Origin of the sequence: Ralstonia sp. OTU4908 (assembly GCF_038440115.1) — a bacterium.
GTDB lineage: Bacteria > Pseudomonadota > Gammaproteobacteria > Burkholderiales > Burkholderiaceae > Ralstonia > Ralstonia pickettii.
The window spans coordinates 1-26,554 of the sequence record NZ_JASATD010000047.1 but is presented as its reverse complement, the minus strand read 5'-3'; the positions used below and the strand labels follow the sequence as shown (position 1 = coordinate 26,554).

The 26,554-nt window shown below is 63.5% G+C and carries 21 protein-coding genes and 1 riboswitch; of the genes, 10 read left to right on the top strand and 11 right to left on the bottom strand.

The features are described from left to right. Positions 1-93: 93 nt before the first annotated feature. The 4 genes from AAHM38_RS22895 to AAHM38_RS22880 form a co-directional block, all read right to left on the bottom strand. On the bottom strand, positions 94-1,275 hold the full coding sequence (locus AAHM38_RS22895) for an acetate/propionate family kinase (RefSeq protein WP_103519048.1): 1,182 nt from the start codon (positions 1,273-1,275) through the stop codon (positions 94-96). Further along, positions 1,272-2,717 carry a bifunctional enoyl-CoA hydratase/phosphate acetyltransferase gene (locus AAHM38_RS22890; protein ID WP_009241702.1) on the bottom strand — a complete coding sequence of 482 codons (1,446 nt, stop codon included), beginning with the start codon at positions 2,715-2,717 and terminating at the stop codon, positions 1,272-1,274. Before AAHM38_RS22890 ends, AAHM38_RS22895 begins: the two co-directional genes overlap by 4 nt. Positions 2,718-2,726: 9 nt before the next feature. Continuing rightward, the gene (locus AAHM38_RS22885; protein WP_103519049.1) at positions 2,727-3,233 is read right to left on the bottom strand and encodes a hypothetical protein; all 507 of its coding nucleotides are present in this window, start codon (positions 3,231-3,233) and stop codon (positions 2,727-2,729) included. 163 nt (positions 3,234-3,396) lie between these two features. After that, positions 3,397-5,145 carry a PHA/PHB synthase family protein gene (locus tag AAHM38_RS22880; RefSeq protein WP_103519472.1) on the bottom strand — a complete coding sequence of 583 codons (1,749 nt, stop codon included), beginning with the start codon at positions 5,143-5,145 and terminating at the stop codon, positions 3,397-3,399. 527 nt (positions 5,146-5,672) lie between these two features. Between AAHM38_RS22880 and AAHM38_RS22875 the strand changes: the two genes are divergently transcribed. Continuing rightward, on the top strand, positions 5,673-5,858 hold the full coding sequence (locus tag AAHM38_RS22875) for a hypothetical protein (protein WP_065855164.1): 186 nt from the start codon (positions 5,673-5,675) through the stop codon (positions 5,856-5,858). A gap of 14 nt (positions 5,859-5,872) precedes the next feature. Further along, positions 5,873-7,270, top strand: coding sequence for an ATP-dependent RNA helicase DbpA (gene dbpA, locus AAHM38_RS22870; protein WP_116575322.1), 1,398 nt, complete (start codon positions 5,873-5,875; stop codon positions 7,268-7,270). A gap of 50 nt (positions 7,271-7,320) precedes the next feature. Here dbpA and chrA read toward each other — a convergent pair whose 3' ends face one another. Beyond that, positions 7,321-8,556 (bottom strand): chromate efflux transporter, encoded by a 1,236-nt coding sequence (chrA, locus tag AAHM38_RS22865; protein WP_116575154.1) that lies wholly within the window; start codon positions 8,554-8,556, stop codon positions 7,321-7,323. A gap of 124 nt (positions 8,557-8,680) precedes the next feature. Between chrA and AAHM38_RS22860 the strand changes: the two genes are divergently transcribed. From AAHM38_RS22860 to AAHM38_RS22850, 3 genes are all read left to right on the top strand, one after another. Continuing rightward, positions 8,681-10,063 carry an ethanolamine ammonia-lyase subunit EutB gene (locus tag AAHM38_RS22860; RefSeq protein ID WP_116575323.1) on the top strand — a complete coding sequence of 461 codons (1,383 nt, stop codon included), beginning with the start codon at positions 8,681-8,683 and terminating at the stop codon, positions 10,061-10,063. 19 nt (positions 10,064-10,082) lie between these two features. Further along, positions 10,083-10,874 carry an ethanolamine ammonia-lyase subunit EutC gene (gene eutC, locus AAHM38_RS22855; protein WP_116575155.1) on the top strand — a complete coding sequence of 264 codons (792 nt, stop codon included), beginning with the start codon at positions 10,083-10,085 and terminating at the stop codon, positions 10,872-10,874. 64 nt (positions 10,875-10,938) lie between these two features. Further along, positions 10,939-11,044: riboswitch (glycine riboswitch) on the top strand. Positions 11,045-11,189: 145 nt separating this feature from the next. Beyond that, positions 11,190-12,443 carry a D-amino acid dehydrogenase gene (locus AAHM38_RS22850; RefSeq protein ID WP_116575156.1) on the top strand — a complete coding sequence of 418 codons (1,254 nt, stop codon included), beginning with the start codon at positions 11,190-11,192 and terminating at the stop codon, positions 12,441-12,443. A 68-nt stretch (positions 12,444-12,511) separates the two neighbouring features. Here AAHM38_RS22850 and AAHM38_RS22845 read toward each other — a convergent pair whose 3' ends face one another. Beyond that, on the bottom strand, positions 12,512-13,576 hold the full coding sequence (locus AAHM38_RS22845; RefSeq protein WP_116575157.1) for a porin: 1,065 nt from the start codon (positions 13,574-13,576) through the stop codon (positions 12,512-12,514). Between the two features lie 121 nt (positions 13,577-13,697). Beyond that, on the bottom strand, positions 13,698-15,584 hold the full coding sequence (locus AAHM38_RS22840; protein WP_116575324.1) for a bifunctional sugar phosphate isomerase/epimerase/4-hydroxyphenylpyruvate dioxygenase family protein: 1,887 nt from the start codon (positions 15,582-15,584) through the stop codon (positions 13,698-13,700). Between the two features lie 130 nt (positions 15,585-15,714). On the opposite strand from AAHM38_RS22840, the gene AAHM38_RS22835 reads away from it, so the two are divergent. Continuing rightward, positions 15,715-16,482 carry an IclR family transcriptional regulator domain-containing protein gene (locus AAHM38_RS22835; protein WP_009240699.1) on the top strand — a complete coding sequence of 256 codons (768 nt, stop codon included), beginning with the start codon at positions 15,715-15,717 and terminating at the stop codon, positions 16,480-16,482. 46 nt (positions 16,483-16,528) lie between these two features. On the opposite strand, the gene AAHM38_RS22830 is transcribed toward AAHM38_RS22835, so the two are convergent. The 3 genes from AAHM38_RS22830 to AAHM38_RS22820 all read right to left on the bottom strand — a co-directional run bounded on the left by AAHM38_RS22830 (position 16,529) and on the right by AAHM38_RS22820 (position 19,832). After that, positions 16,529-17,836 carry an MFS transporter gene (locus tag AAHM38_RS22830; RefSeq protein ID WP_004627260.1) on the bottom strand — a complete coding sequence of 436 codons (1,308 nt, stop codon included), beginning with the start codon at positions 17,834-17,836 and terminating at the stop codon, positions 16,529-16,531. Positions 17,837-17,940: 104 nt separating this feature from the next. After that, positions 17,941-18,792: a class II aldolase/adducin family protein gene (locus AAHM38_RS22825; RefSeq protein WP_004627265.1), complete on the bottom strand. Its 852-nt coding sequence runs from the start codon at positions 18,790-18,792 to the stop codon at positions 17,941-17,943. 125 nt (positions 18,793-18,917) lie between these two features. Continuing rightward, positions 18,918-19,832, bottom strand: coding sequence for a LysR family transcriptional regulator (locus tag AAHM38_RS22820; RefSeq protein ID WP_039375625.1), 915 nt, complete (start codon positions 19,830-19,832; stop codon positions 18,918-18,920). Between the two features lie 316 nt (positions 19,833-20,148). Between AAHM38_RS22820 and AAHM38_RS22815 the strand changes: the two genes are divergently transcribed. The 4 genes from AAHM38_RS22815 to AAHM38_RS22800 all read left to right on the top strand — a co-directional run bounded on the left by AAHM38_RS22815 (position 20,149) and on the right by AAHM38_RS22800 (position 24,736). After that, a complete protein-coding gene (locus AAHM38_RS22815) occupies positions 20,149-21,534 on the top strand; it encodes an MFS transporter (RefSeq protein WP_103519053.1) in 1,386 nt (461 codons plus the stop codon). An 18-nt stretch (positions 21,535-21,552) separates the two neighbouring features. Next, entirely contained in the window at positions 21,553-22,386 is an 834-nt protein-coding gene (locus AAHM38_RS22810; RefSeq protein ID WP_103519054.1) for a shikimate dehydrogenase family protein, read from the top strand. A 4-nt stretch (positions 22,387-22,390) separates the two neighbouring features. Beyond that, positions 22,391-23,581, top strand: coding sequence for an MFS transporter (locus tag AAHM38_RS22805; protein WP_116575158.1), 1,191 nt, complete (start codon positions 22,391-22,393; stop codon positions 23,579-23,581). Positions 23,582-23,662: 81 nt separating this feature from the next. Then, positions 23,663-24,736 (top strand): 4-hydroxyphenylpyruvate dioxygenase family protein, encoded by a 1,074-nt coding sequence (locus AAHM38_RS22800; protein WP_116575159.1) that lies wholly within the window; start codon positions 23,663-23,665, stop codon positions 24,734-24,736. Positions 24,737-24,812: 76 nt separating this feature from the next. On the opposite strand, the gene ggt is transcribed toward AAHM38_RS22800, so the two are convergent. Further along, positions 24,813-26,522: a gamma-glutamyltransferase gene (ggt, locus tag AAHM38_RS22795; RefSeq protein ID WP_116575160.1), complete on the bottom strand. Its 1,710-nt coding sequence runs from the start codon at positions 26,520-26,522 to the stop codon at positions 24,813-24,815. Positions 26,523-26,554: the final 32 nt, after the last annotated feature.

Here is a 26,554-nt window from a genome sequence, read left to right as displayed (position 1 = left end):
TTCGCATAATAAAGGTTATGTAAAATAAAATCTGCGCCTATGGGCGACGTGACAGCAGCCCGTGCCATCCAGTTCTTTCGACAAGAAGACTCGTCACTGCAAATTGCATTGAACCGCATGCCGAGCTGCCACCCACTCCTCATTAGTAGGCTCCACCGCCACGCGAATCCGGCTCGCTGAACTGGAAATGATCGCGGCATGCGCTTGGTTGGCCTCGCCATCCAGGTTGGCGCCCAGATAACCAAGTCCCCCCACAACGCGTTCGCGCAGTACCGCGTTGTGTTCGCCAATCCCGGCCGTGAACACCAGAAAATCCAGGCCGCCAAGTACCGCCACCAGTGCGCCGATCTCGCGGACGATCCGGCGCACGTAGAGCGCAAGCGCTGCCTGCACACGTGGGTTGTCGGCCTCGCGCGGAATCAGGTCGCGCGGATCGGAAGACAGCCCTGACACGCCAAGCAGACCCGATTCGTGATACAGCACGTGCCCGACCTGTGCCGGGGACAGATGCTCCGTCTCCATCATGTAGAGCACCGCCCCCGGATCGAGCGAGCCGCATCGCGTCCCCATCATCAGGCCATCGAGCGCGGAAAACCCCATCGTTGTGGCCACGCTCTTCAGTTCGATCATTGCGCACAGGCTCGCGCCGCTGCCGAGATGCGCGACGATGGTTCGCCCGCGGGCGATATCGCCATGCCGTTCGGGCAAGGCGATCGACATGTACTCGTACGACAACCCATGAAAGCCATAACGCCGCAGGCCACGCTCCCATGCCATGTAAGGCAGCGGCAGCATCGTCTCGACCTGTGGCAGCGTGCGGTGGAACGCGGTATCGAAGCATGCGACTTGTGGCACATCGGACAAGCCCAACAGAAGCGCCTCGATGGCTTCCAGTGCAAACGGTTGATGCAACGGTGCCAGTGGAATGTAGCTGCGCAGATCGGAAAGCACCTCCGCGTTCACGCGTACCGGCGCGAAGTACTTGGCGCCGCCATGCACCACCCGATGGGCCACGGCCTTGAGCCGGCGGCCTTCCAGCCTTTGCTCGACCCGCTGGCGAATGTGCATGAGCGCGGCGTGATACGGCTGCGCAGCATCAAGCTCCAGCACCTGTGTCGGCGCGCCAGCCTCTGTCGCCGTGGGGTGTTCAGTGCCGATCCCCTCTACTGTGCCGTTCCACATTGGCGCACGCGGCAACGGGTCAAAGTTGGCATCGAACAACGCAAACTTGATGCTCGACGAGCCGCAGTTCAGTACGACGATGCAATCGCTCATGGCGGCAAGTTGCGGTAGCGGTGGGCAAGCAACGTGGCAAGGGCGCACGACGCGATGCGCGATTCACGCGAGTCGGCACGGCTGGTCAACACAATGGGCACGCGGGCGCCGAGCACAATGCCTGCGCTTGCAGCCCCGCCCAGGTATTCCAACTGTTTGGCGAGCATGTTGCCGCTTTCCAGATCGGGCACCACCAGCACATCGGCCTGCCCTGCCACTTCCGAGACGAGGCCCTTGATGCGCGCGGCAGCGGCGGATACCGCGTTATCGAAAGCCAGTGGCCCGTCCAGCACACCACCCTCGATCTGGCCGCGGTCCGCCATCTTGCACAGTGCGGCCGCATCGAGCGTGGCCGGCATACGCGGGTTCACGGTCTCGACCGCCGCAAGGATCGCCACCCGAGGCCGTTCCACGCCAATCGCATGGGCCAGATCGATGGCGTTACGGACGATGTCCGCCTTTTGATCCAGGGTCGGCACGATGTTGATGGCGGCGTCCGTCACGATAAACGGCCGCGGATACGCGGGCGACTGCATCAGGAAACAATGGCTGATCCGGCGCTTGGTACGCAGCCCCGCTTCGTCGCGCACGACCGCTGCCATCAATTCATCGGTATGCAGGCTGCCCTTCATGAGCGCCTCTGCCCTGCCCTGCGTCACAAGCTCCACGGCGCGGGTGGCAGCAGCACAGCTGTGCGGCACGTCTTCAATCTCTATGCCACTGAGGTCAAGCCCGGCATCTGCGGCTACCCGCATCAGCTTGGCGTATGGCGCGACGAGGCAAGGCACGATCAGGCCTTCAGCGTGCGCGTCCATCACGGCTGTCAGGCTCAGCGCATCGCACGGGTGGACGATGGCCATGCGGACTGCACCAAGAGGTCGTACATGGTCGAGCAGCCGGTGCATACCATCACTGCCGGTGGTGATACGCACATCCGGCAGTGTGGTGCGCGGACGCTCGATCCGCTCGGTGGGCGCGATGACCTCGGCCTCGCCCGTGATGGCCACCGTGCCGCTGTCGTTTGTACACGTGCATGCCAGCGTGACCCGCTTGCTCGCATCCTCCTTGCTGACCACCGTCACCCGGATGGTTAACGTGTCGCCAACGCGTACCGGACCGAGAAATTGCAGCGTCTGCCCAAGGTAGATCGTTCCCGGCCCCGGCAAACGGGTCCCGAGCAGCGCGGAAATGAGCGCTCCGCCCAGCATGCCGTGCGCAATCACGCCATGAAAGCGCGTCGATGCGGCAAAGTCCGCGTCCAGGTGCTGCGGATTGACGTCTCCCGACAACACGGCAAAGAGCTGGACGTCCTCCGGTGTCAGGGTGCGCAGGATGGCTGCCGTGTCGCCAATCGCAATCTCGTCAAAGGTGCGATTGCGCACCACGTTCAGATCGCTGGCCGGCAGCAATGCGGGTAGAGCGGGCGGATGATCGGGGCCCATGCGTGTTCGTCAGGACGATTTGTGGAGTTGACCGTTGCCCTTTCGGGGGGCACGCGCAAGATGCGGCTGCACGGCTGTGGAGCGGAGGAGTGCATCGCCTGGCGCGCCCCACGCCGAGAGCATCCCCTGTAGCGCCGTGTGGACCGGCATGACATTGCCGGCCGTGCTTAGGGCCCGTACGGAAGCCTGCTGCCATTCCAGCATGACGCGCTGGTAATCGGCCACGAAGCGCGATTGGTTCGAGATGGCCGTCTGCAGCACGCCCTGCAGCACACCCATGGCACGCTGGCTGGTCTGCCAGAAGGCGTTGGGCAGCAATGTCGCAAACGCGCTCCAGTCCTCGACGCTTTGCAGATCGGCCAATGCAGACTCCGTGCGGGCAACGTCTGCGGCCAGCAGCTCGGCGCCGAGCTCACACCAGCGCTGTCGCGCTGCCTTGAGCAGACCCAACGTCTGCAGTCCGAATGCAATCTGCGCCTTTTGAAGCGCGAGAGGAACGTTGGCGGGCGTATCCATGTTGGCTCCTTAAGTCATCTAGCTGATGGTTTGGCGAAAGCGCGCCAATGATGCGAGAAACAGCACGGTGCCGATGAGGCAGATGGCCAGACATTGAGGCCACACCACCAGTCCCATCGACCAGACCTTGGACCAGATCCCCGCGTTGTTTCTCCACACGCATCTATTTCTCCAGCACGTAGGTGCCGGGCGCTTCGGCCAGTGGCGGCAATCCTGGAGCGCCCATGCTCGGCGGGTTAACCGCCGTGGAACCCGAAGCATGCGCAACCAGCCATGCATGCCACGCCGGCCACCACGAACCATCGGTGGCGGGCGCCGATGCCAGCCAGTCATCCGGCGCCGCCGATGTCTCGCCTGTGTGGCGTGTCTGCAACTGGAATCTTCGATGCGAGTTGGCGGGCGGGCTGACGATGCCGGCGTTATGACCGCCGCTGGTCAGCACGAACGTCAGCTCCGCCTCGGTCAGGTGATGCAGCTTGTAGACGGAGCGCCAAGGCGCCACGTGGTCGGTCAGCGTGCCGACCACGAAGATGGGCAAATCGATATCGTTGAGTACCACCGGCTTGCCGTTGACGGGATAGTGGCCCTCGCTCAGGTCGTCATTCAGGAACAGATGCCGCAGGTACTGGCTGTGCATGCGCGCGGGCATGCGCGTGGCATCGGCGTTCCAGGCCATCAGATCGTTCATGGGTGCGCGGTCCCCCAGCAGGTATTCGCCCACCAGGCGCGACCACAGCAAGTCGTATGAGCGCAGCATCTGGAAGGCCCCTGCCATCTGGCTGGCGCGCAGATAGCCGGTCTGCTCCATCTGTGCTTCGAGCAGACTGACCTGTGCTTCATCGATGAACAGGCCCAGTTCGCCCGGCTCGCAGAAGTCTGTCTGTGCGGCAAAGAGCGTCATGGACGCCAGCCGTGCATCGCCATCGCGTGCCATGGCAGCCGTGGCAATGGCCAACAATGTGCCCCCGAGGCAGTAGCCGGCGGCGTGAACGCGCTGGCCCGGCACGATGGCATTCACAGCATCGAGCGCGGCAAAGACACCAAGCTTGAGGTAGTCGTCCATGTCGAGGGCGCGATCTGCCTCGTCGGGGTTCTTCCAGGAGATGCAGAACACGGTATGGCCCTGCTCGACCAGATAGCGGATCAACGAGTTCTCCGGCGATAGATCCAGGATGTAGTACTTCATGATCCAGGCCGGCACGATCAGGATGGGCTCGGCCTGGACCTTGCCCGTAGCCGGTGCGTACTGGATCAACTCGATCAGGCGGTTGCGCAAGACCACCTTGCCGGGCGTGATGGCCACGTCACGGCCCACCACAAAGCGCTCGGTGCCGGCGGCGGGCGCTCCGCTCATGGAGCGCTCCAGATCATCGAGCGCATTGAGCGCGCCGCGTACTAGGTTAGTGCCGCGCTGCTCAAAGGTCTGACGCAGGACAATGGGATTGGTTGCCATTTGGTTGCCCGGCGACATCATGTCGAGCCATTGCCGCGCAGCAAAGGCAACCACGTCCTCATGATGCTTGGCGACACCCCACACGCCCCGCGTGGCCGCATCCCACCATTGCTCGGTCAACAGGAAGGACTGCTGCAGCACGTTGAACGGCCACAATCGCCACTCGTCAGCCGAGAAACGACGGTCGTGGGCCGGCGGCTGGACGCAAAGGCACACGTTCTGAGGGCCGGACCCCATGCAGTTCCGGATGTAGCCCTCGAGTTGTTGGGCCTGCGTCAGTGCCAAGCGGCACAGATCCAGCTGCTTGCCCGGCGAGACGGAAAGATGCAGCGCCCAATCGAGCAACGCCAGTTGCATGGATGCAAGCGACAGCGAGTTGGATGCGCGGGCAAGCGCAGCGTGAAATGGCAGGTCGATCAGATCTGCCGTCGGCGAAGACGGCACGGGGGCGGCGCGCATGGTCGGGGCATCAAACGATTGCCAAATGTGCAATCCATTAGATGCCAGCGGCTACGGCCCGGAGTTGATGCACCTCAAACCACGATAAGAGTGTGAACTCCAGGCGGCTTCAACGAAATGACATGCACGGCTGGCCGACGGTCGCCACAAAAGCTCGGCCCGCACGTTACGGACCTGAACGGGTGTGTTAGAGTCCGGCCGGGAAAACGCCGCGATCCGCCATTGCGACCAAGGATTCCCGCAGCACTCAACATTGCGCCCGCGAATCTGTTGCAACAACAGGATGCATTCGGCGCATAGCGCAGGCATCGCACGAGATTCGACGTCGCGCGGGAACGAACCCAACGAGACGCGATGTCATTTCCACCTCTCCGGCCAAAATAAGCAAAGGTGGCGCAATGTCTCCCGCATGGTGCGGCAAAGCCATTTGGGGTAGAGATATGCGTCCAGATTGACATTGGCGCACGCGCGCCCGGTCTACCTGCCTCGTCACCGAGGCACAACGACACCTCCATCTAGAGAAAACTGTGTTCACTTGCATCAACCAGAGCTGCGGCACGCAGTGGCAGCTTTCCGAGGTCGTCATTAAAGACGAGGGCCAAGGGCCGCTGTTCCGCTGTGCGCTATGCGGCGCACGCAACTATCTCAAACGCGTCGAAACCAAAGACGGCCGGGTCATCTACAAGCAAATCGAAGGCAAGCCGCTCAAGTGATCCAACGCAACGACATGACCATCGAACCGACCGCCACGCCTTTCAGCACCCTAGCGCTCGCCCCGGCTGTGCTCACGAACCTTGCGCAGCTCGGCTACACCGACATGACACCGATCCAGGCCGCAAGCCTGCCGATCGCGCTTGCCGGCCACGATCTGATCGCGCAGGCAAAAACGGGCAGCGGCAAAACCGCTGCGTTTGCGCTGGCCCTGCTCGCACGGCTCGACGCGCGCAGCTTCGACGTGCAGGCGATGGTGCTCTGCCCCACGCGCGAGCTTGCCGACCAAGTTGCGCAGGAAATCCGCCGCCTGGCGCGTGCCGAAGAAAACGTGAAGGTGCTGACGCTGTGCGGCGGCACACCGATGCGCCCGCAGGCGGCGAGCCTTGAACATGGCGCCCACGTCATCGTCGGTACGCCCGGGCGCATCATGGACCATCTGGAGCGCGGCAATCTCGGGCTCGGTGCACTGAAGACGCTGGTGCTGGACGAGGCCGACCGCATGCTCGACATGGGCTTCTTCGATGACATTGCGACGGTCGTGCGCCAATGCCCGGCCGACCGGCAAACGCTGCTGTTCTCGGCGACGTACCCGGAAGGTATTGCCAAGCTGAGCCAGCGGATTCTCCGCAACCCGAAGGAAGTGAAGCTCGAAGAGCGCCACGACGACAGCAAGATCCGCCAGCGCTTCTACGAGGTGACCGACAGCCAGCGGCTGCATGCGGTGGGGCAACTGCTCAGGCACTATCGACCGGTCAGCACGCTCGCGTTCTGCAACACGAAGCAGCAATGCCGAGACCTGCTCGACGTCTTGCGCGCGCAGGGCATCCACGCACTCGCGCTGCATGGCGAACTCGAACAGCGTGAACGCGACCAGGTGCTGATCCAGTTCGCGAACCGCAGTTGCTCGGTGCTGGTTGCGACCGACGTTGCCGCACGCGGGCTCGATATCGCGCAACTCGAAGCGGTGATCAACGTTGATGTGACGCCCGACCCCGAAGTGCACGTGCATCGAATTGGCCGCACAGGCCGCGCCGATGACAACGGCTGGGCGTTGAGCCTCGCCAGCATGGACGAGATGGGCCGCGTCGGCAATATCGAAGAAGCAATGGGCCGCGAGGTCGAATGGCACAAACTCGACGAGCTTGATACCGGCAACGATGCGCCGCTGCTGCCGCCCATGGAAACGCTGCAGATTCTGGGTGGGCGCAAGGAGAAGATCCGCCCCGGCGATGTGCTCGGCGCACTGACCGGGGATGCCGGCTTTCGCGGCGACCAGATCGGCAAGATCAACGTGACGGAATTCTCGACCTACGTCGCGGTCGAACGCGGCATCGCGCGCGAGGCGCTGCGCAAGCTCAATGCCGGCACGATGAAGGGCAAAAAGGTCAGGGTTCGGTTGATGGATGAATGACGCCCCTGCCCTGCGCAGCTACCGGTTGGCGCTCACAGGAAGCGCGCGATTCAACCCAACATGGCAGCGGCAACACCCGCCGCTGCACAGAACGCCACCACGATCAGCGGTGGCGTTTTCCATCGTGTCAGCAGCAGGAACGCAGTCACCGCGACGGCAACATCGCTCCATGACCGCACTGCGCTCGTCCAGACCGGCGTGTAAAGGGCGAACGCCAGCAATCCAACCACTGCGGCATTCACCCCCGCAAGCAACGCTGCCATGGACGGGCGCGCGCGCAATCCCTGCCAGTAAGGCAGCGCCGCGATGACCAACAGCAAGCCCGGCAGGAAAATGCCCACCGTAGCAAGGGCAGCCCCGGCCCAGTGATTGAGCCCCGGCCCGATCGTCCAACCGAGGAAAGCGGCGAAGGTGAAGAGCGGCCCCGGCACGGCCTGTGCGGCACCGTAGCCAGCCAAAAAATCGTTCGATGCCACCCAACCGGTCGCGACCGTCTGCTGCTCCAGCAACGGAAGCACGACGTGCCCGCCCCCAAAAACCAATGCACCAGAGCGATAGAACGCGTCGAATACCTTCGCGGGCATCCACGGATGAAGATCCGTCAGAACCGGAAGTCCGAACAGCAGCGCGCAGAACAACGACAGGCTGACGATGCTGGCCACGTGAGACACGCGGAATGCGGCCTCCTGCCCTGCCCTCTGGCTACCGCTGGCCGGACGGGATGTCCGGCACAACACCAGGCCCAGCGCGGCGCCAAGCGCAATCACGACAAGTTGCGCGTAGACGGTCGTCAACGCGCCAAGCACGGCGATGCTGAGTACCGCGATGCCTGCGCGCTGCCAGTCTGGACAGAGCTTGCGCGCCATGTCCCACACGGCCTGCGCCACCACAGCAACGGCAACCAGCTTCAAACCGTGGATCAGGCCCGCGCCAAACGGGCCGCCGAGGCTCGGCGCGAGCATCGCAAATGCCAGCAGCAACAAGACGGAAGGCAGCGTAAAGCCGCACCACGCCGCCAACCCGCCGCGCCAGCCGGCCCGGAGCAGGCCGACGGAAAACCCGACCTGGCTGCTGGCAGGCCCCGGCAGAAACTGGCACAGCCCGACCAGATCGGTGAATGTGGCGTCGTCCAGCCAGCGCCGACGCTCCACGAACTCGCGGCGGAAGTAGCCGATATGCGCGACAGGGCCGCCGAAGCTCGTGAGGCCCAGCTTGAGAAAGACCGCCAGCACTTCCATGGCAGAGCCCGCTTGATGTGTACGGGACGGTGTGGCGGAAGCGGTCATTGGCGCGGGATATCGACGTTTGAGAAACCCGTATTAGAACATTGCCGCCATGGCTTGGAAGGCAACTAAAGTGGCAGGATAGGCATCGCCGTCACCGCCATTGGACTCTGCCGGGTATCCCATCATGCACTTTGCCCACACCATTGGCGCACAGCGCCATGTGTTCAACGATCTCAAGACACTCCTGGCCAAAGCGAGCCCAGCGCGCTCCGGCGACTACCTGGCGGGCCTGGCCGCGGCCAGTGAGGGCGAACGCATGGCCGCACGGATGGCACTGGCGGATGTGCCGCTGTCGGTGTTTCTCAACGAAGCGCTGGTGCCCTATGAAGACGACGAGGTCACGCGCCTGATTCTTGATCGGCACGACGCGCAGGCCTTCGGCCCGATCGCCTCGCTCACGGTGGGGGAATTCCGCAACTGGCTGCTCCTGCATGAGACCGACAGCCAGACACTGGCAAGCGTCGCGCCCGGCATCACGCCGGAAATGGCCGCCGCGGTCAGCAAGCTGATGCGCAACCAGGATCTGGTCGCCGTGGCGCGCAAGTGCCGCGTGGTCACGCGCTTTCGCAACACCATCGGTTTGCCCGGCCGGTTGTCGGTCCGGCTGCAGCCCAACCACCCGACGGATGATCCCAAAGGCATTGCTGCATCGATCATCGATGGCCTGCTCTATGGCTGCGGCGACGCGACCATCGGCATCAACCCTGCCGGCGACAATCTCGGCGCCATCGTTTCGCTGCTGCAACTGGTGGATGAGCTGCGCAACCGCTACGCCATTCCCACGCAGTCGTGCGTGCTGACCCACGTGACGAACACCATACGCGCCATTGACCAAGGTGCGCCGGTCGACCTGGTGTTCCAGTCGGTGGCGGGCAGCGAACAGGCCAACGCGGGATTCGGCATCAGCCTGGCCTTGCTGGCCGAGACCCATGACGCAGCACAAAGCCTGGCGCGCGGCACGGTCGGCAACAACGTGATGTATTTCGAGACCGGCCATGGCAGCGCGCTGTCGGCCAATGCGCACCACGGCGTTGATCAGCAAACGATGGAAGCGCGTGCCTATGCCGTAGCGCGGGCGTTTTCGCCCTTGCTGGTGAATACGGTGGTCGGCTTTATCGGGCCGGAGTACTTGTACGACGGCAAGCAGATCATCCGCGCCGGATTGGAAGACCACTTCTGCGGCAAGCTGATGGGCCTGCCGATGGGCTGCGACGTCTGCTATACCAACCACGCAGAAGCGGACCAGGACGACATGGATACGCTGCTGACGCTGTTTGGCGTGGCGGGCATCCATTTCATCATGGGCGTGCCGGGCGCTGACGACATCATGCTGAACTACCAGAGCACATCGTTCCATGACGCGCTCTATCTGCGCGACTCGCTCGGCCTGCGGCCCGCACCGGAGTTCGAGGCGTGGCTGCAAAGCATGGGCATCGTCGATGCGGCCGGCCGCCTGCAAGACGCCACGGCGCGGCAACCACTGCTGCAGTTGGCTCACGCACTGTGAATTTGTTGGGAAGCCGCTCATGCCGAAACACTCCCTCGTTCAGCTGAATCCGTGGGCGCACCTGCGCGCCTTTACCGACGCCCGTATCGCGCTGGGCCGCGCCGGCAACAGCCAGACGACCGACGCCGTGCTGGCATTCGGCGTGGCGCATGCCCAGGCGCGCGATGCCGTGCACCTGCCGCTCGATAGCGCAGCAGTGGCGGCCGCGCTTGAGGAAGCGGGCTTCACAGCGGTGACGGCGCACAGCGCGGCTGCGGATCGCGCGGAATATCTGCGCCGTCCCGACCTTGGCCGCCGCCTTGACGAGGCCAGCCGCGCAAGACTTGGCGCGTTGCGGCCAGCGCAGCCGTTCGACGTTGTCTTCGTGATTGCCGATGGGCTCTCCGCATTGGCGGTGCAAAGCCATGCAGTGCCGCTGCTACGCAGCGTGCGTGAGCGTCTGCCGGCCGGCTGGTCGATCGGGCCAGTCGCCATCGCCGAGCAGTCCCGGGTTGCGCTGGGGGATGAGATCGGTGCACTGCTGGGCGCGCGGCAGGTGGTGATGCTGATCGGTGAGCGGCCAGGGTTGAGTTCGCCTGACAGCCTGGGCATTTACCTGACCTGCGCGCCGCGTGTTGGCCGTTCCGATGCGGAGCGGAACTGCATCTCCAATGTGCGGCCGGCAGGCCTGGCCTATGACCAGGCTGCGACCCGACTGGTGTACCTGCTCAACGGCGCGCTGGCGCTCGGCCGCAGCGGCGTCGACCTGAAGGACGACACGCCTCCCGTTGCATCCGCTACAGCGCGACTTGCCGAACCTCACAACCCGTGACACACTCCCCCCCGCTGCCCACACCGGCAGCACGCAGGCGCGGCTGACGCACCAACGACAGCTGCAACACGCCGCAGGAGAGACCGGGCTCAACGCACGCACGTGCAACGCCCGGCGCCGATGGAGCAACCACCCCGGAAACTCTCAGGCAAAAGGACTGTGGCGTCGACTGCGAATCTGGAGAGAGGCGTGCACGCGCGCGCCCACCGAAGGGGAAGGCGCCAGCGCTGCTGACGCCCAAGCTCTCAGGTCCCGAGACAGATGGGGTGAGCCGACCGGATCGTCCGGTCATGACATCACTCCATAGGGACCGCCATGACGCACATCGTCATCGTCGGCGCCGGCATATCCGGCGTCACCACTGCTTACACGCTCTCGCAACTCGGCTATCGGGTCACGGTGCTCGACCGCCACCTGTACCCGGCCATGGAAACATCGTTCGCCAACGGCGGGCAGCTTTCCGCCAGCAACGCTGAAGTCTGGAACAGCACCGGCACGCTGCTCAAAGGCATCAAATGGATGCTGCGCAACGATGCCCCGCTGCTGCTCAATCCCAAGCCCTCGTGGCACAAATACTCGTGGATCGGCGAGTTCGTGGCCAGCATCGCGCACTACCGCCGCAACACCATCGAGACCACACGCATGGCCATCGAGGCACGCAAGCATCTGTTTGCGATGGCCGAACGGGAGCAGATCGATTTCGACCTGCAGAAGCGCGGCATTCTGCACGTCTATCACGACAAGGCCAGCTTTGCGGCAGCAGGCAAGGCCAACGCCCTGCTCGTCGCCGGCGGGCTTGAGCGGCACGCCGTGAGCCCCGAGGAGATCGCCGCCATTGAGCCGACGCTGCGCGGCAACTACTACGGCGGCTACTTCACCGCATCCGACGCCACCGGTGACATCCACAAGTTCACGCGCGGCCTGGCACAGGCGTGTGAGAAGCGCGGCGTGCGATTCATGCACGGCGTGGATGTGCGCCATGTGGAAACCACCGAAAGCGGCGTGCGCCTGCTGTTGCAAACCACGCTCGATGACCGCCTTTCCACCACCGCGGCGAATGTCGTGCAGGACCTTGCCGCCGATGCGATGGTCGTGTGCGCGGGCGTGGGCAGCCGGCATATCGCACAACTCGTGGGCGATCGCATCAACGTGTATCCGGTCAAGGGTTATTCGATCACGGTGCACCTGGACGACGATGCCAGCGTGCAAGGCGCGCCGTGGGTCAGCCTGCTGGATGAGAGCGCGAAGATCGTGACGAGCCGCCTGGGCACTGGCCGGTTCCGCGTGGCCGGTACGGCGGAGTTCAATGGCTACAACCGCGACATTCGCGCGGACCGCATCGAACCGCTGGTGGCATGGACACGCCGCAACTTTGCGATTGGTACCTCGCGTGTGGTGCCCTGGGCCGGCTTGCGCCCGATGATGCCGGACATGATGCCGCGCGTCGGCCGAGGGCGGCACGCGCGCGTGTTCTACAACACGGGACACGGGCACCTGGGCTGGACGCTGTCTGGCGCAACCGCTGCCATGGTAGGCGACGTGATCGCGCGAGATTGCCCGCTGCATTGATCGCAGCATGAAAAAAGCCCGCCGGAACATTGGCGGGCTTTTTTTCATTGCGAGAACGATCCAAGCGATCAGAACTTGTGTCGCACGCCCAGCATCACGCCCAAGCGCGAGTTGTTGCCGTACAGGTTGCCGGAGTTGTTGAACGCGGCGGCGCTGTCCAACGCCACCCAACTCCCCTGCAGATGCGTGTAGTCCACCTCGGCATACACATCGGTGCGCTTGCTGAAGGCGTAGTCGAGCATGCCGGCGGTGGTCAGGCGCTTGCCGCTGGCATCGAGGTGCTTCATCCAGTCGTACTGCACGGTGCCGATGAAGCTCAGTGCGCCGGAGATCGGCACCTTTGCGCCCACATAGGCGGCCTGGTTCTTGTAGTCGGCCACGTCGAGGCGGCTGTTCGTGTAGCCGAGGTACCACGTGGCAATCGAGGTATCCAGCTTGCCGCCAAAGCCCCAGACCGTCTGCTTGCTGGCAAGCGCCGCCGGCACCGCGCCGAAGAACGCCGACGACACATCGCGCGTGACCTGATACACCGCGCCCACTTCAGCCGAGCCCATGCTGTAGACGATCGAGCCGGCGCCGGCCGAACTCTTGCTGAAGCTGCCGGCTGCTTCGCCAAACGTCCATGCGCCGGCAAGCTGCAGACCGCCGAACGACTTGATGTACTTGACCGTGTTGTCGTAGCGCAGGCCGGTGTAGTTGCCGCCCTGATAGCCGACGATGGAGTTGTTGGCAAACGCCATCGCCTCGTACGAAGACAAAACCTCGTGTGCCAGCGTGTATTGCCGGCCGAGGTAGAGCTTGCCGTAGTCGCCTTCCAGGCCCACCACCGCGGTGCGTCCGAACAGTCGCCCGCCCTGCTGGCTGCCGCCGGTATCGGGGAAGAAGCCCGATTCCAGGATGAACATGGCCTTGGTGCCGCCACCCAGGTCTTCGGTGCCACGCAGGCCCCAGCGGCTACCGGTCAGCACGCCGTCCATCATCTGCAGATTGCTGTTGCCTGCCGCGTTTTCGTGCGTGCTGTAGCGGATGGTGGTGTCGATCAGCCCGTAGAGCGTGACACCGCCGGTGGTTTGCGCTGCCGCTGGCAGGCTCGTGGCTCCGAGCACCAATGCGGCAATCATTGTCTTGTTCATGGCTCCCTTGTCTCCTCTTTGATGTGATGGGGATGGATGTGCAACGGCTGCCCGCGCAGCCGTGGTGTTGCGTGGATAACGCCCACGGCCGCACGACCGCGAGCGCCAAAGTCTTCGTGACTCAGTGGTCAGCCGTATTGGTGGTGGTGCGGCTCAGTTGCGCCTGTACGGCCATGCGCACAGCGGCGTTTGCCGCGCCGTAGCCCAGGTAGCCGTTGCGCTGGACAAGCTCGAAGAAGAAGCGCTCGCGAAAGGGCTCGGTGTAGGTGTGCAGGAAGTCGCCGTGCGGGTCGCGGTCGTAGAGCAGACCATCGTCGTGCAGGCGGGTGAGCAGCGCATCGTCCAGCCCCAGGCGGGCGGCGACGTCGTCGTAGTAGTTCTCGGGCACATGCTGCAGGTGGGCCGCGCCGCGGTCGATGGCCTCAATGGTTTCGAACAGCCGCTCGGTGCGCAAGGCAATGTGATGCACGCCCGAGCCCGCGTAGGCGGCAATGAACCGGCCGGTGGCGGTGCGCCCGCTCTCCGATACGTTGAGCGGAATCCGCACGTTGCGGTCGGGGCTCACCATCGCACGGCTTTTCACGAGGCCGTACGGGTCGGCAATCTCCTGTTCGGGTTCGGCTTCCATGCCGAAGATGGCCCGGTAGAACAGCACGAAGCTGTCGAGCCGATGTGCGGGCAGCGCCTGCGCGACGTGGTCGATCGATGCCAATCCCGCTGCATCGTCCTGCATGCCAGGATGGAGAACGAAATCGCTTTCGTAGATGCTGCGATCGGCTTGGCGGTCGTCGATCAGATAGAGCAGCGTGCCATCGGGGGCCCGCAGCGCGGGAATGCTGCGTTCGGCAGGCCCCACCGGCCCGCGCCACTCCTGGGCGCACAGCACACGTGCGCGTGCCATGGCGCGCTCGGCGTCGTCCACCTTCAGGCCGATCGCGCAGACAGACGGCCCATGCAGCTCGAAATGCTCCGACGCCGCGCTGTCCTGCTCCATGTTCAGGATCACGTTGACGCGGCCTTGCCGATACAGGTCAACGGCCTTGGAGCGATGGTGCCCGGCAAAGGCAAAACCCAGTGCACGCAGGCGCATTTCAAGCTCCCGCCCTGCTGCGGCATCGACGGCAAACTCCAGGAAGTCCACGCCTTCAAATTGAGCTGCGGCCGGCAGTTCTGCGCCGCCCGCTTCGGACTCCAGCCAGAATAGTGAACGCATGCCATCCAGCGCCGTGAGCCGCGCGGGCGCGGAGCGGAAATCGTCATTGAAGACTTCGAGCGACAAGGGCCCGGTATAGCCCGCAGCAAGCAAGTCGCGCGCAAAGTCCGTCACCGGCAGGTCGCCCTGCCCCGGGAAGTTACGGTGATGCCGGCTCCAGGACAGTACGTCCATCGACAGCCTTGGCGCATCCGCAAACTGCACGAAGAAGAGCTTGTCCGCCGGCACGTTGCTAAGGCCATCCAACGTGTCGCCCAGCGACAGCGTATGGAAGCTGTCGAGAATCAGCCCGAGCGCCGGGTGGTCAGCCTGCTGCACGATTTGCCACGCTTGCCGCCAGGTTCGCGTGTGCCGCCCCCATGCCAGCGCCTCGTAGCCCACACGCAGCCCACGCCCGGCCGCAGCTTCCGCCATCTGGCGCAGATCGTCTGCCGCGCGCGCCGGGTCGTCGATGGCGATGTCCTGCACGTTGCTGCATACCAGCACCGTCTCGACACCCAGTTCGGCCATCACGTCGAACTTGCGCTCGGCGCGCGCCAGGTTTCGTGCAAACAACTCACGCGGCATGGCTTCGAAATCACGGAACGGCTGGTACAGCATGATCGCAAGCCCGAGATCTGCCGCCATCTGACGCACCCGGGCCGGGGAGCCGTCGAAGTTCAGCAGATCGTTTTCGAAGATCTCGATGCCATCAAAACCGGCAGCGGCCGCCGCCTCCAGCTTTTCAGGCAGCGTGCCGGACAGGCACACGGTGGCGATGCATTTGGGATAGCGCGCTGTGCGGAGCGAATTCATGGCGATGCGTTGTCTGACGATGCCCGCAGCGTAGGTGGCCACACCCCGCATTCACAAGCGGCATTCGCGCAACAGCGTGCGATCACCGTACAATCATGCGCACATATCGCTCGTTTTTAGGGTTATCGCCATGACGAAGGAACCGCTGAACCGGCGCGACTGGATCGCCGGGCTGGAAAAAGGGCTCGCGATCCTGGAGGCATTCGACCACGAGCACCCGCGGTTGACGCCCACCCAGGCCGCCGAGCTGACCGGTCTTACCCGCACAGCCGCGCGCCGTTACCTGCTGACGCTTGAACACCTGGGCTACCTCACCAGCGAAGGCACGCTGTTCAGTCTGACGCCGCGCGTGCTGAAGGTGGGCTGGTCGTACTTCGATTCGGCGCGACTGCCGCGCACGGTGCAGCCGTTCCTGCAGCAGGTGACCGCCGCCGTGGGCGAGGTGGCGTACCTCAGCGTGCTGGATGATTGGGAGCTCGTTTTCATTTCGCGCACCAGCACCAGCCGGGTCATGAGCACGGGATTCGTCCTGGGTGCACGCGTGCCCGCCCCGCTCGCGTCGGCCGGTGTGATGATGCTGGCCGCGCAACCCGAGCAGAAGGTCAAGGCATGGCTGGAAACCTGTGTGCTGACGCCGTACACGCCTTACACGATCCTGCAGCGGGACCGCCTGTTCGATGAAATCCGCAAGGCCGGCCGGCAGGACTACGCCGTGGTCGAACAGCAGTTGCAGATTGGCGTGCGGGGCGTGGCCGTGCCGTTGCGTGACCGGCACGGCAACGTGATCGCCGCGCTGAGCGTGAATATGCAGGTCGGTGAAGAAACCACCGAGCACGCCTTGCAGCGGGTACTGCAGGTTCTACAGGACACTGCGCTGTCGATCATGCGGGTGCTGTAGGCACCCGCCCCCTCTTTGCGGCAGGGCCGGCCGCCCCGCCGCCTGTTCAGCGATTCACCACCTTTTTCGGTACCGTCAGGACAATCGCGGCGGCCGCGATCAGCGATGCGGCCACACAGTACAAGCCCAAGTCCGTGCTATTCGTGGCGTCTTTAATCCAGCCCACCAGATATGGGCTGACAAATCCCGCCAGATTGCCCACCGAATTGATCAAGGCAATACCAGCCGCTGCAGCCGCGCCACCCAGAAATGCCGGTGGGATCGACCAGAACTGGCACAACGCGCCCAGAATTCCGATCGTCGCGAAGGTGAGCGCCAGAACAGCCATGGCGGGCTGATGCGACACGAACGTGCTGGCCGTCAGACCTACCGCGCCAACTATGGCCGGCAACGCAACGTGCCAACGGCGCTCCTTGGTGCGGTCTGAACTGCGACCAATCATCACCATCGCAACGGCAGCGGCGCCATACGGAATCATGGTGAGCAGGCCGACATCGAATGCGCTGGTCACACCGGAAGCCTTGATAAGCGTCGGCAGCCAGAAGCTGATGCCGTACAGGCCCATGATGATCCCGAAATAGCAGGCACACAGGACCCAGACTCGCGCATTTGTAAATGCACCGCTGGCGTTGTGCACTTCAATCTTGCCGGAGTCGCTCGCGAGCTCTCGCTCAAGAACGGCCTTCTCATCGGCATCAAGCCACTTCGCGTCACGAATCCTATCGTCCAGATAGAAGAACGTGACCACACCCGCCACTAGCGATGGAATCGCTTCCAACAGGAAAAGCCACTGCCATTCGTGCATGCCATTCACGTTGTGGAAGCGATCCAGAATCCAGCCGGACAGCGGCCCCCCCACCACACCCGCAATTGGAATGCCCGTCATGAACAGCGCCGTGATCTTGGAGCGCCGCGAGGCCGGATACCAATACGTGAGGTAAAGAATGATCCCTGGGAAGAAACCGGCCTCCGCTACCCCCAGCAGGAAGCGCAGTACATAGAAGGCTGTGGGCGTCTTCACGAAGATCATGGCAGCGGACAAGATGCCCCAACTGATCATGATCCGGGCGATCCACTTGCGTGCGCCAAACCGATGCAGCGCCAGATTGCTGGGCACTTCCATCAGAAAGTAGCCAATGAAGAAAATGCCGGCGCCCAAGCCGTAAATCGTTTCGCTGAACTTGAGGTCCGACAGCATCTGCAGCTTGGCGAAGCCCACGTTGACGCGATCGAGGTAGGCAAACACGTAGCACAGGAACAGGAAGGGGATCAGCCGCAAGGTCACCTTGGTGTAGGCGGCTTCCTCCAAGTCGGCATGGATGGCGGCTTCACCACCATGTGCAGTCTTCAACATCGTTGTCTCCAGTCATCCTCTAGCGGGCCGTTCCGGGGGGCCGGATCGTGTACCAAGGCCGGCCCGCTGGTCCTTGATCGCCGTTGATAAATTGCGTTGCGGTATCAGTCGAACATGTCGGGGTTGGTCTGCACCAGTTGCTCGTAGATCGGCTGGAAATGGAGCCAGCCGATGTATTCGCTGCCGACGTGTTCACGGCTGTAGCGCGAGCTGTATTCCGACACCATCACCGGCTTGGCTCCGGTGGCTTCAATCAGCAACTGTTGCTGGCAGCAGCGTTCCAGCGCGATAAACCAGAAGGCGGCCGCTTCAATGCTGTGGCGGCTGACGGTCAGCAGACCGTGGTTCTGGTGGATGGCCGCCTTCACGTTCTTGAAGTGGTCGCAGATCGACGTGCCGGCCCTCTCTTCAACAGCAACGGCACCGGCCTCGTCCTTGATGACGACGTGGTCCTCGAAAAATGCCGCGGCGTCCTGCGTGATCGGATCGAGCGGCCGGCCCAACGCCGCGAAAGCGGTGCCGTAGACGGTATGCGCGTGGCACATCGCCACGATGTCTGAGTTGGCTTCATGCACCGCTGCGTGCAATACGAAGCCGGCACGGTTCAGCGCATACGAGCCTTCGATGACCTTGCCATTGTGGTCGGCAAGGATCAGGTTGGAAAGCTTGACCTGCGAGAAATGCACGGCCATCGGGTTGGTCCAGTACAACTCCGGAAACTCCGGATCGCGCACGGTCAGATGGCCGGCAAAGCCGTAATCGAGGTTGTGCAGCGCGAATGCGCGGCAGGCTGCCACCAGTCGCTCTTTGCGATGCTGGCGCTCTTCGGCAAACATGGTGAATTCGGGCAGCTTGGGGAATTTCAGGCCTTGCTGCCTGGGCTGATAGATCGACTGATTCGATGGATGGGCGGCCGTGCGGCCCAGTTCATTCAGTTTTTGAGCGAGGTTGCTCATGCTTGCTCCTATCTACGGGGGGCGTGGGAATCGGAAACTTGGTGAAGCGAAGTTTCATCCAGCAGCCGCGACCGATCTAGGCGCGCGCCGCAATAAGATTTATTGCGTCCGCATATAAATGCGCATCAAGGCACCTGCCTTTGCCAGGGTGGTTGTCGGAACACCTCGACAAAGTAGTCGACAAAGGCGCGGATACGTGGCACTAACTGGCGTTCAGGCAAATACACGGCGTAAATGGCAGTGTCGTCCTGCGCTTGGTAATCGGATAGCAGCGGCACGAGCTTGCCGCTGCGAATGGCCGGCAGTGCCAAATGTTCGGCCAGCCGCATGATGCCAATGCCAGCCACGCACAACTCGAACAGCGTGCTGCCATCGGTGCTGCGGAATCCGCCCCGCACCAGAAATTTTTCCGGCTTGCCATTCATCATGAAAGGCCACTGGTTCAAATGCTCCCGCGGGGCATCCCAGAGCAGGCACTGATGGCGGTCGAGCCCTTGCGGCGTCACTGGCAGGCCATGCCGGGCAAGGTAGCTAGGTGCCGCAACGACAATACGCTGCAACTCACAAAGCTTTCGGCTGCGTAGCGACGAGTCCTGCAGGCGCCCCATCCGCACCGCCACATCGAAGTTGTCCTCGATCAGATTGACGAGCGAATCAGACAACGAAAACCGAACCGTCAACTTCGGATAGGTCGAAAGGAAACCAGGTAACGCCGGAACAATCTGATCGATGCCGAATGCCTGGGGGACGCTGACACGCAAGTCTCCCGTGGGCTCGGTTGCGCGAATCTGAGCTTCGGCCTGCTCAACGGCTTCAAGCAGGTCATGGCAGGAAGCGAGAAACCGTTCGCCCTCACTGGTCAAGCGCTGCTTGCGCGTGGAGCGATGCAAGAGCTGCACACCCAAGCGGCGCTCCAGATGGGTGATGGTCTGGCTGACAAAGGGCTGGCTGGCATTGAGTGCATGTGCCGCCGCGGTGAATCCACCGGCTTCAACCACAGCCTTGAAGATCCGCATTTCCAGCAATCGATCGTCTTTCATGAGAAGCCGCTCCTCGTGCCCCCGCAGCGTATCCGACGGGTTCTCCCTGTGTGGCCGGTGCATTGCCATTGCACAGGACGCGGTCACCTGCGAAGTGGGGATACCTCACGTTGTAACAGCGACTACCCAGACATTTCCTTCGGAAAAACCCTCGAGCCGTGCGTTTTTCGCACAAACTCGTGCGATGATCGACCGCCCTCAGGCGTTCTTCGCTTGTGCCACACCGCTGCAGCGGACTACGCTGCGTTGCGTGTACAGACGGCCCTTCATCGAACGCATCGCACGATAGGCCGCACAGATAAAACCGGAGACAACCATGACCGCAGCCCCTGCCCACGAGCCCTTGGGCAAGCACCAGTCGAAGAAAGCCGCCGCCAGCGGCTGGATCGGCTCGGCGCTCGAGTACTACGACTTCTTTATCTACGCCACCGCAGCGGCGCTGATCTTTCCGCAGATCTTCTTCCCCAAGGGCGACCCCAAGACGGCCATCATCGCCTCGCTGGCCACGTACGGCGTGGGTTACATCGCGCGGCCGATCGGGGCGTTCGTGCTGGGCCACCTGGGCGACACGCACGGGCGCAAGAACGTTCTGCTCTGGTGCATGTTCCTGATGGGCTTTTCGACCATTGCCGTGGGACTGCTGCCCACGTATGACCAGGTTGGCCTGCTGGCTCCCACGTTGCTGGTCGTCATGCGGCTGATTCAGGGTTTTGCCGTGGCCGGTGAAATTTCCGGCGCCAGCTCGATGATCCTCGAGCACGCGCCGTTTGGCCGGCGCGGATTCTATGCGAGCTTTACGCTGCAAGGCGTGCAAGCCGGGCAGATCCTGGCGGCCGCCGTGTTCCTGCCCCTGGCGCACTACATGCCCGCAGAACAGTTCAACACCTGGGGCTGGCGCATTCCGTTCGTGCTGAGTTTCGTGGTCATCATCGCAGGCTACGTGATCCGCCGCGAAGTGCATGAGACGCCCGCCTTCACGGCAGAAAAAGAACAGCAGGCGCGCCCTCGCTCACCGGTCATCGACGCTTTCAAGTACAGCACGCCCGACATGTTGCGCGTGGTGTGCATGGCGCTCATGAACGTGATTCCTGTGGTGGCCACCATCTTTGGCGCGGCCTATGCGGTGCAGCCGGCTTACGGCATCGGCTTCGCCAAAGATATTTACCTGTGGATTCCGGTGGTGGGCAACATCGTTGCCGTGCTGGTGATTCCGTATGTTGGCGACCTGTCCGACCGCATTGGCCGCAAGCCGCCCATCGTGATCGGTTCGCTGCTCGCCGGCCTGCTGGCGTTTGCCTATCTGTACGCCATCAGCATCAAGAACGTGCCCCTCGCGTTTGCCATGTCGATTCTGATGTGGGGCGTGGTGTACCAGGGCTATAACGCCGTATTCCCGAGCTTCTATCCCGAGCTGTTCCCCACGCGCACCCGTGTGTCGGCGATGGCGATTTCGCAGAACATCGGCACCGCCATCACGGCCATGCTGCCGGCCATCTTCACCGCCGTCGCGCCGCCGGGAGCCACCAACATCTGGCTGACCGTGGGCGCCATTGCCTTTGGCGTGACCGTGGTTGCCGCGGCCGCCGCCATGAGCGCACGCGAGACCTACCGCATCCACATGGACGAGCTGGGCCAGCCAGCCGCCCAACCCGTCGACAAGGCCGAATATGCCCGCCAGCGGGCCGGAACCTTGGCCGCCTGAAACACGCACACCTGAACCATGATTTCTGGAAGAACCACCCTCATCGCCCACATCGGCTACCCGACGGAGACGTTCAAGTCACCGATGATCTACAACCCCTGGTTCGAGCAAAAAGACATCGATGCCGTTGTGGTCCCGATGGGGGTCAAGGCGGAGGATTACGCGCAGAGCTTCGAATCGATTTGCCGTTTCACCAACCTGCGCGGTGCGCTGATCACCATGCCGCACAAGGTCACCACGGTGGCGCTGGTCGATGAAGTCACGCCCGCCGTGCGGATCGCGGGCGCCTGCAATGCCGTGCTCAAGCGCGATGACGGAACCTTGCTCGGCGACCAGTTCGACGGTGCGGGCTTCGTGCGCGGCGTGCTGCGCAAAGGGCGTCAGCTCAAAGGCGCGCGCGTATTGCTTTCGGGGGCCGGGGGTGTCGGCTCCGCAATTGCGGCGTCGCTGGCGGCTGCGGGGGTGAGCGAGCTGGCTCTGTACGACACGCGCGCAGAATCCGCCGAATCGCTCGGCCGACGTCTACTTGAGCACTACCCCGCGCTGGTGGTGAGTACCGGATCGAATGATCCGGACGGCTTCGATGTGGTCGTCAACGCCACGCCGGTGGGCATGAAGGAAGACGATCCGCTGCCCTTCGACGTGGCACGCATTGCGCCGAGCTGCTTTGTCGGCGAGGTCGTCATGAAATCCGAATACACGCCGCTGTTGCGTGCGGCGCTCGACAAGGGCTGCGACGTCCAGGTCGGCACCGACATGCTGTTCGAGATGATTCCTGCGTATCTGGAGTTCTTCGGCTTCGGCACCGCCACAGCAGAGGAACTGCGGCGCAGTGCAGCCATCGCCTACTGACCCGATGACGCGTCGCCCTCTGAGCTTTGCCCTGTTGCTGCCGCTGTTGCTATCGGCACAGCCGGTTGCGACCGACAGCTACCTCCCCGCCCTGCCAGCGATTGCCCAGACACTGGGATCGGCCAGCACGAGTCTCACGGTCTTCGCGCTGGCCTTTGGCATCGGGCAACTCCCGATGGGCAGCCTGGCCGATCGTTTTGGCCGGCGCCAAGTGCTGCTGATCGGGCTCGCGTGCTATGCCCTGGCTGCCCTGGCCGGCGCGCTGGCGACAACCGCTTCGATGCTGACCGCGGCACGCGCCCTCCAGGGTTTCTCGATGGCCGCGATCCTGGTGTGCGCACGTGCTGCCGTACGCGATCTGCACCCGGCACGCGATGGTCCGCACGTTATGGCGCGCGGCCTCACTGGGCTCGGTTTCGTGGCGTTGATGGCACCGATTCTGGGGGCCTTCGTCGCACAAACCGCCGGTTGGCGTTGGGTGCTGGTGGGCATGAGCTTTTATGCAATCGTGCTGTGGGCGATGTGCTGGTACGGCTTTGCCGAAACCCGACACGAGACAAAGGCGCAGGTGGGCAGCGTGCGGGCAATTTTTTCGAGCGCGGATTTTCGCGCCTGGGGTTTGCTTGCAGCCGCCACCTATGCCGGCATCTTCTGCTTCCTCCTGCTTTCGCCGATGGTCTACATCGCATACCTCGGCCTATCACCGGAGCTTTATGGCTGGATACCGGCCGGCGGCTCGCTCGTCTATATCCTCAGCACGACAGGATGCCGACGCCTGCTGCGTCGCCAAAGCCTTGTGCGGACGGTACAGCAAGGCGCAACGCTCAGCGTGGCCGGCGCGTGCATCCAGGCGCTGGGCTGCTGGCTGCTTCCGGGACACGCGTGGCCGCTGCTGCTCGGGCACGCAATCTATTGCATGGGCCATGGCATTCACCAGCCTTGCGGCCAGGCAGGCGCAGTAGGCGAGCTGCCGCATCTCGCGGGGCGTGCCGTGTCTTGGTCGGGCTTCATCATGATGCTGGCGGCCTTCTGCCTGGGGCAGACCGCGGCCGCGTTTGACGACGCCTCGCACAGCCTCGGCGCCTGGCCCATGGTGGCGCCCATGATGCTTGCCGGCGCCGTGCTGGCGACCATCGCATTTCTCTGGCTGCCAAAGCTGCAGCATCAGCCGAATGCACAAAGGGCTGCCGCATAGCAACTGTGGGGTGCGCATCGCCACCTGCGTGGTACACAATGCGGGGTCCTCATTCTTTGCCTCAGCCACAGGAGTTTGACCATGAGCCGCAACGCCGACCTGCCGTTCAAGACCGCCGGCTTGGAGTTCATTGAGTTCGCCACGCAAACGCCCGCCGCGCTCGGCCAGGTGTTCGCATCGCTGGGTTTCAAGGCCATCGCGCGGCATGTGAGCAAGGACGTCACGCTGTATCGGCAAGGCGACATGAACTTCCTCGTCAACGCGGAAGCCGATTCGTTCGCGCACCGTTGGGCCGAGGAATACGGCGTGGGCATCTGCGCCATCGGCATCCGCGTCGACGATGCCCAGCGCGCTTGCGGCCGCGCCGTCGAACTGGGGGCATGGCCGGCCGAGGCCGAGCCCATCGGCCCGAGCGAACTGGTGATCCCGGCCATCCAGGGCGTGGGCGATACGCACCTGTACTTTGTCGACCGCTGGCGCGGCAAGCACGGTGCCCAAGGTGGCCTGGGCGACATCTCCATCTATGACATCGACTTCCGGCCGCTGGACACTGCGACCGCGCATGAGGACTGGCACCACGCAGGCGTCGGACTGGCGCGTGTCGACCACCTCACGCAAACCGTCGGCCCCGGGCGCTTGCAGGACTGGATCGACTTCTACCGCAACCAGCTCGGCTTCAGCGAAATTCACGAGCTGCACGCCAACTGGCACGTCGCGGCGGATTCACGTGTGATGGTGTCGTCTTGCGGCATGATCCGGATTCCGCTCTATGAAGAAGGGACGCACCGCGCGCACCTCATGCACGCCTACCTGCCCGACCACCCCGGCGAGGGCGTGCAGCACATTGCACTGGCGACCGACGACATCCTGCGCACAGCCACATCGCTCGCCGCCAACGGCCTCACCTTCGTCGAGCCGCCCGCGCACTATTACGACACCGTCGACGCGCGCTTGCCGGGTCACGGATTGGATCTGCAAGCCCTGCGCCGATACGGCATCCTGGTCGACGGCGAGATCGTCGACGGCGTGCCCAAACTGTTCCTGCAGACCTTCATCAAGCGCCATCCGGGCGAGATCTTCTTCGAGATCGTGCAGCGGCGCGGGCACCACGGCTTTGGCGAAGGCAACCTGCCGGTGCTGACCGCGGCAGCCTGATCCGGTAACCGCCGCAAAGAAAAAGCCCACCAAGTTTCGGCGGGCTGTTTTCGTGCTGCGGGTGCTGCAATGCCGATCAATAACCGGCTGCCAGCCCCGTATTGCGACGCGGATCATTCGCGCCATAGAACCGGTTGTTGCCAATCGGCTTGCCACCCAGCGACGGCGCCCCGACGATGATCGCCGCCAGATGGTTGGCCGGCTGCGGCGCGCCCAGGTTGTGACCCATCGACGTCAGGATCTTGCGCGTATCTTCCGACAGGGCATACGGCTCGACGTTGGTCACGTCCGGCAGCCATTGCTGATGGAAGCGCGGCATGTCGACGGCTTCCTGCACGTTCATGCCGTAGTCGATCGCGTTGATCATGGTCAGCATGACGGCCGTGATGATGCGGCTGCCGCCCGGCGTGCCCACCACCATGACGGGCTTGCCGTCCTTGGTGACGATGGTCGGGCTCATCGACGACAGCGGACGCTTGCCCGGGGCGATCGAATTGGCTTCACCCTGCACCAGGCCGTACAGATTCGGCACGCCGACCTTGGCCGTGAAGTCGTCCATCTCGTCGTTCAGGATCACGCCCGTCTTGGCGGCCGTCACCTTCGCGCCAAACCAGTCGTTGAGCGTGTACGTGACCGACACCGCGTTGCCGTACTTGTCGGCAATCGAGTAGTGCGTCGTGTTGCTGCCTTCATGCGGCTCGACGCCCGGCTTGATGTCCTTCGACACGCCCGCCTTCTTCGGGTCGATCACGGCGCGGATCTTGGCCGCGTAGTCCTTGCTCAGCAGACGGTCCAGCGGGTTCTTCACGAAATCCGGATCGCCCAGGTAGCTGTTGCGGTCCACATAGGCGTGGCGCATGGCTTCGATCTGGTAGTGCGTGGCCTGCGCGGAATGCCAGCCCAAATCCTTGAGCGGATAGCCTTCCAGGATGTTCAGCATTTCGCAGATGATCACGCCGCCCGAACTAGGAGGCGGTGCCGACACCACGTGATAACCGCGGTAGTCGCACTCGACCGGCGCCAGTTCGCGCGTCTTGTAGCTGACGAGGTCTTCTTGCGTGATGAGGCCACCGCCCGCCTTGCTCGATGCAGCAATGGCCTGCCCGACCCAGCCCTTGTAGAAGCCGTCGGTGCCATGTGTGCTGATCTCACGCAGCGTCTTGGCCAGATCATGCTGCACCAGCTTCTCGCCCACCTGGAAGGGCTGCCCCTTGTTCAGGAAGATCGCGCCCGATGCGGCGTCTTCCTGAAAGTCCTTGGTGGAGGTGTGCAGCATGTCGACGTCGCCCTGATCGAGGACGAAGCCCTTGTCGGCCAGCGTGATGGCCGGCGCGATCAGTGCGGCGCGTTGCATGGTGCCGTACTTCTGGCGGGCGTATTCCATGCCGGACACGGTGCCCGGCACGCCCACAGCCAGATGACCCTTGGTGGACGCGCCCTTGATGACGTTGCCGTCCTTGTCCAGGTACATGTTGGCGGTGGCGGCCTTCGGGGCGACTTCACGGAAGTCGAGGAAGGTCTTGCGGCCATCGGCCAGCTGGATGGTCATGAAACCGCCGCCGCCGAGGTTGCCGGCAGCCGGATAGACCACGGCCAGAGCGTAGCCCACGGCCACGGCAGCGTCGACCGCGTTACCGCCACGCTTGAGCACTTCCACGCCGACCTTGCTGGCCAGGTGCTGTGCCGAGACGACCATGCCGTTCTCTGCGGCCACGGGGGCGACGGACGCCGCGTGTGCGACGGTCGTGATGCTGATCGATGCGATTGCGGCGGCGATCCACCGCATGCCTGTTCTTGGATTCTGTGTATGGACCGGGG

Bases quoted from the DNA above. Each gene is read 5' to 3' on its own strand.
- AAHM38_RS22895 (WP_103519048.1), bottom strand. From the start codon at position 1,275: ATGAGCGATTGCATCGTCGTACTGAACTGCGGCTCGTCGAGCATCAAG.
- AAHM38_RS22890 (WP_009241702.1), bottom strand. From the start codon at position 2,717: ATGGGCCCCGATCATCCGCCCGCTCTACCCGCATTGCTGCCGGCCAGC.
- AAHM38_RS22885 (WP_103519049.1), bottom strand. From the start codon at position 3,233: ATGGATACGCCCGCCAACGTTCCTCTCGCGCTTCAAAAGGCGCAGATT.
- AAHM38_RS22880 (WP_103519472.1), bottom strand. From the start codon at position 5,145: ATGCGCGCCGCCCCCGTGCCGTCTTCGCCGACGGCAGATCTGATCGAC.
- dbpA (WP_116575322.1), top strand. From the start codon at position 5,873: ATGACCATCGAACCGACCGCCACGCCTTTCAGCACCCTAGCGCTCGCC.
- chrA (WP_116575154.1), bottom strand. From the start codon at position 8,556: ATGACCGCTTCCGCCACACCGTCCCGTACACATCAAGCGGGCTCTGCC.
- AAHM38_RS22860 (WP_116575323.1), top strand. From the start codon at position 8,681: ATGCACTTTGCCCACACCATTGGCGCACAGCGCCATGTGTTCAACGAT.
- eutC (WP_116575155.1), top strand. From the start codon at position 10,083: ATGCCGAAACACTCCCTCGTTCAGCTGAATCCGTGGGCGCACCTGCGC.
- AAHM38_RS22850 (WP_116575156.1), top strand. From the start codon at position 11,190: ATGACGCACATCGTCATCGTCGGCGCCGGCATATCCGGCGTCACCACT.
- AAHM38_RS22845 (WP_116575157.1), bottom strand. From the start codon at position 13,576: ATGAACAAGACAATGATTGCCGCATTGGTGCTCGGAGCCACGAGCCTG.
- AAHM38_RS22840 (WP_116575324.1), bottom strand. From the start codon at position 15,584: ATGAATTCGCTCCGCACAGCGCGCTATCCCAAATGCATCGCCACCGTG.
- AAHM38_RS22835 (WP_009240699.1), top strand. From the start codon at position 15,715: ATGACGAAGGAACCGCTGAACCGGCGCGACTGGATCGCCGGGCTGGAA.
- AAHM38_RS22830 (WP_004627260.1), bottom strand. From the start codon at position 17,836: ATGTTGAAGACTGCACATGGTGGTGAAGCCGCCATCCATGCCGACTTG.
- AAHM38_RS22825 (WP_004627265.1), bottom strand. From the start codon at position 18,792: ATGAGCAACCTCGCTCAAAAACTGAATGAACTGGGCCGCACGGCCGCC.
- AAHM38_RS22820 (WP_039375625.1), bottom strand. From the start codon at position 19,832: ATGAAAGACGATCGATTGCTGGAAATGCGGATCTTCAAGGCTGTGGTT.
- AAHM38_RS22815 (WP_103519053.1), top strand. From the start codon at position 20,149: ATGACCGCAGCCCCTGCCCACGAGCCCTTGGGCAAGCACCAGTCGAAG.
- AAHM38_RS22810 (WP_103519054.1), top strand. From the start codon at position 21,553: ATGATTTCTGGAAGAACCACCCTCATCGCCCACATCGGCTACCCGACG.
- AAHM38_RS22805 (WP_116575158.1), top strand. From the start codon at position 22,391: ATGACGCGTCGCCCTCTGAGCTTTGCCCTGTTGCTGCCGCTGTTGCTA.
- AAHM38_RS22800 (WP_116575159.1), top strand. From the start codon at position 23,663: ATGAGCCGCAACGCCGACCTGCCGTTCAAGACCGCCGGCTTGGAGTTC.
- ggt (WP_116575160.1), bottom strand. From the start codon at position 26,522: ATGCGGTGGATCGCCGCCGCAATCGCATCGATCAGCATCACGACCGTC.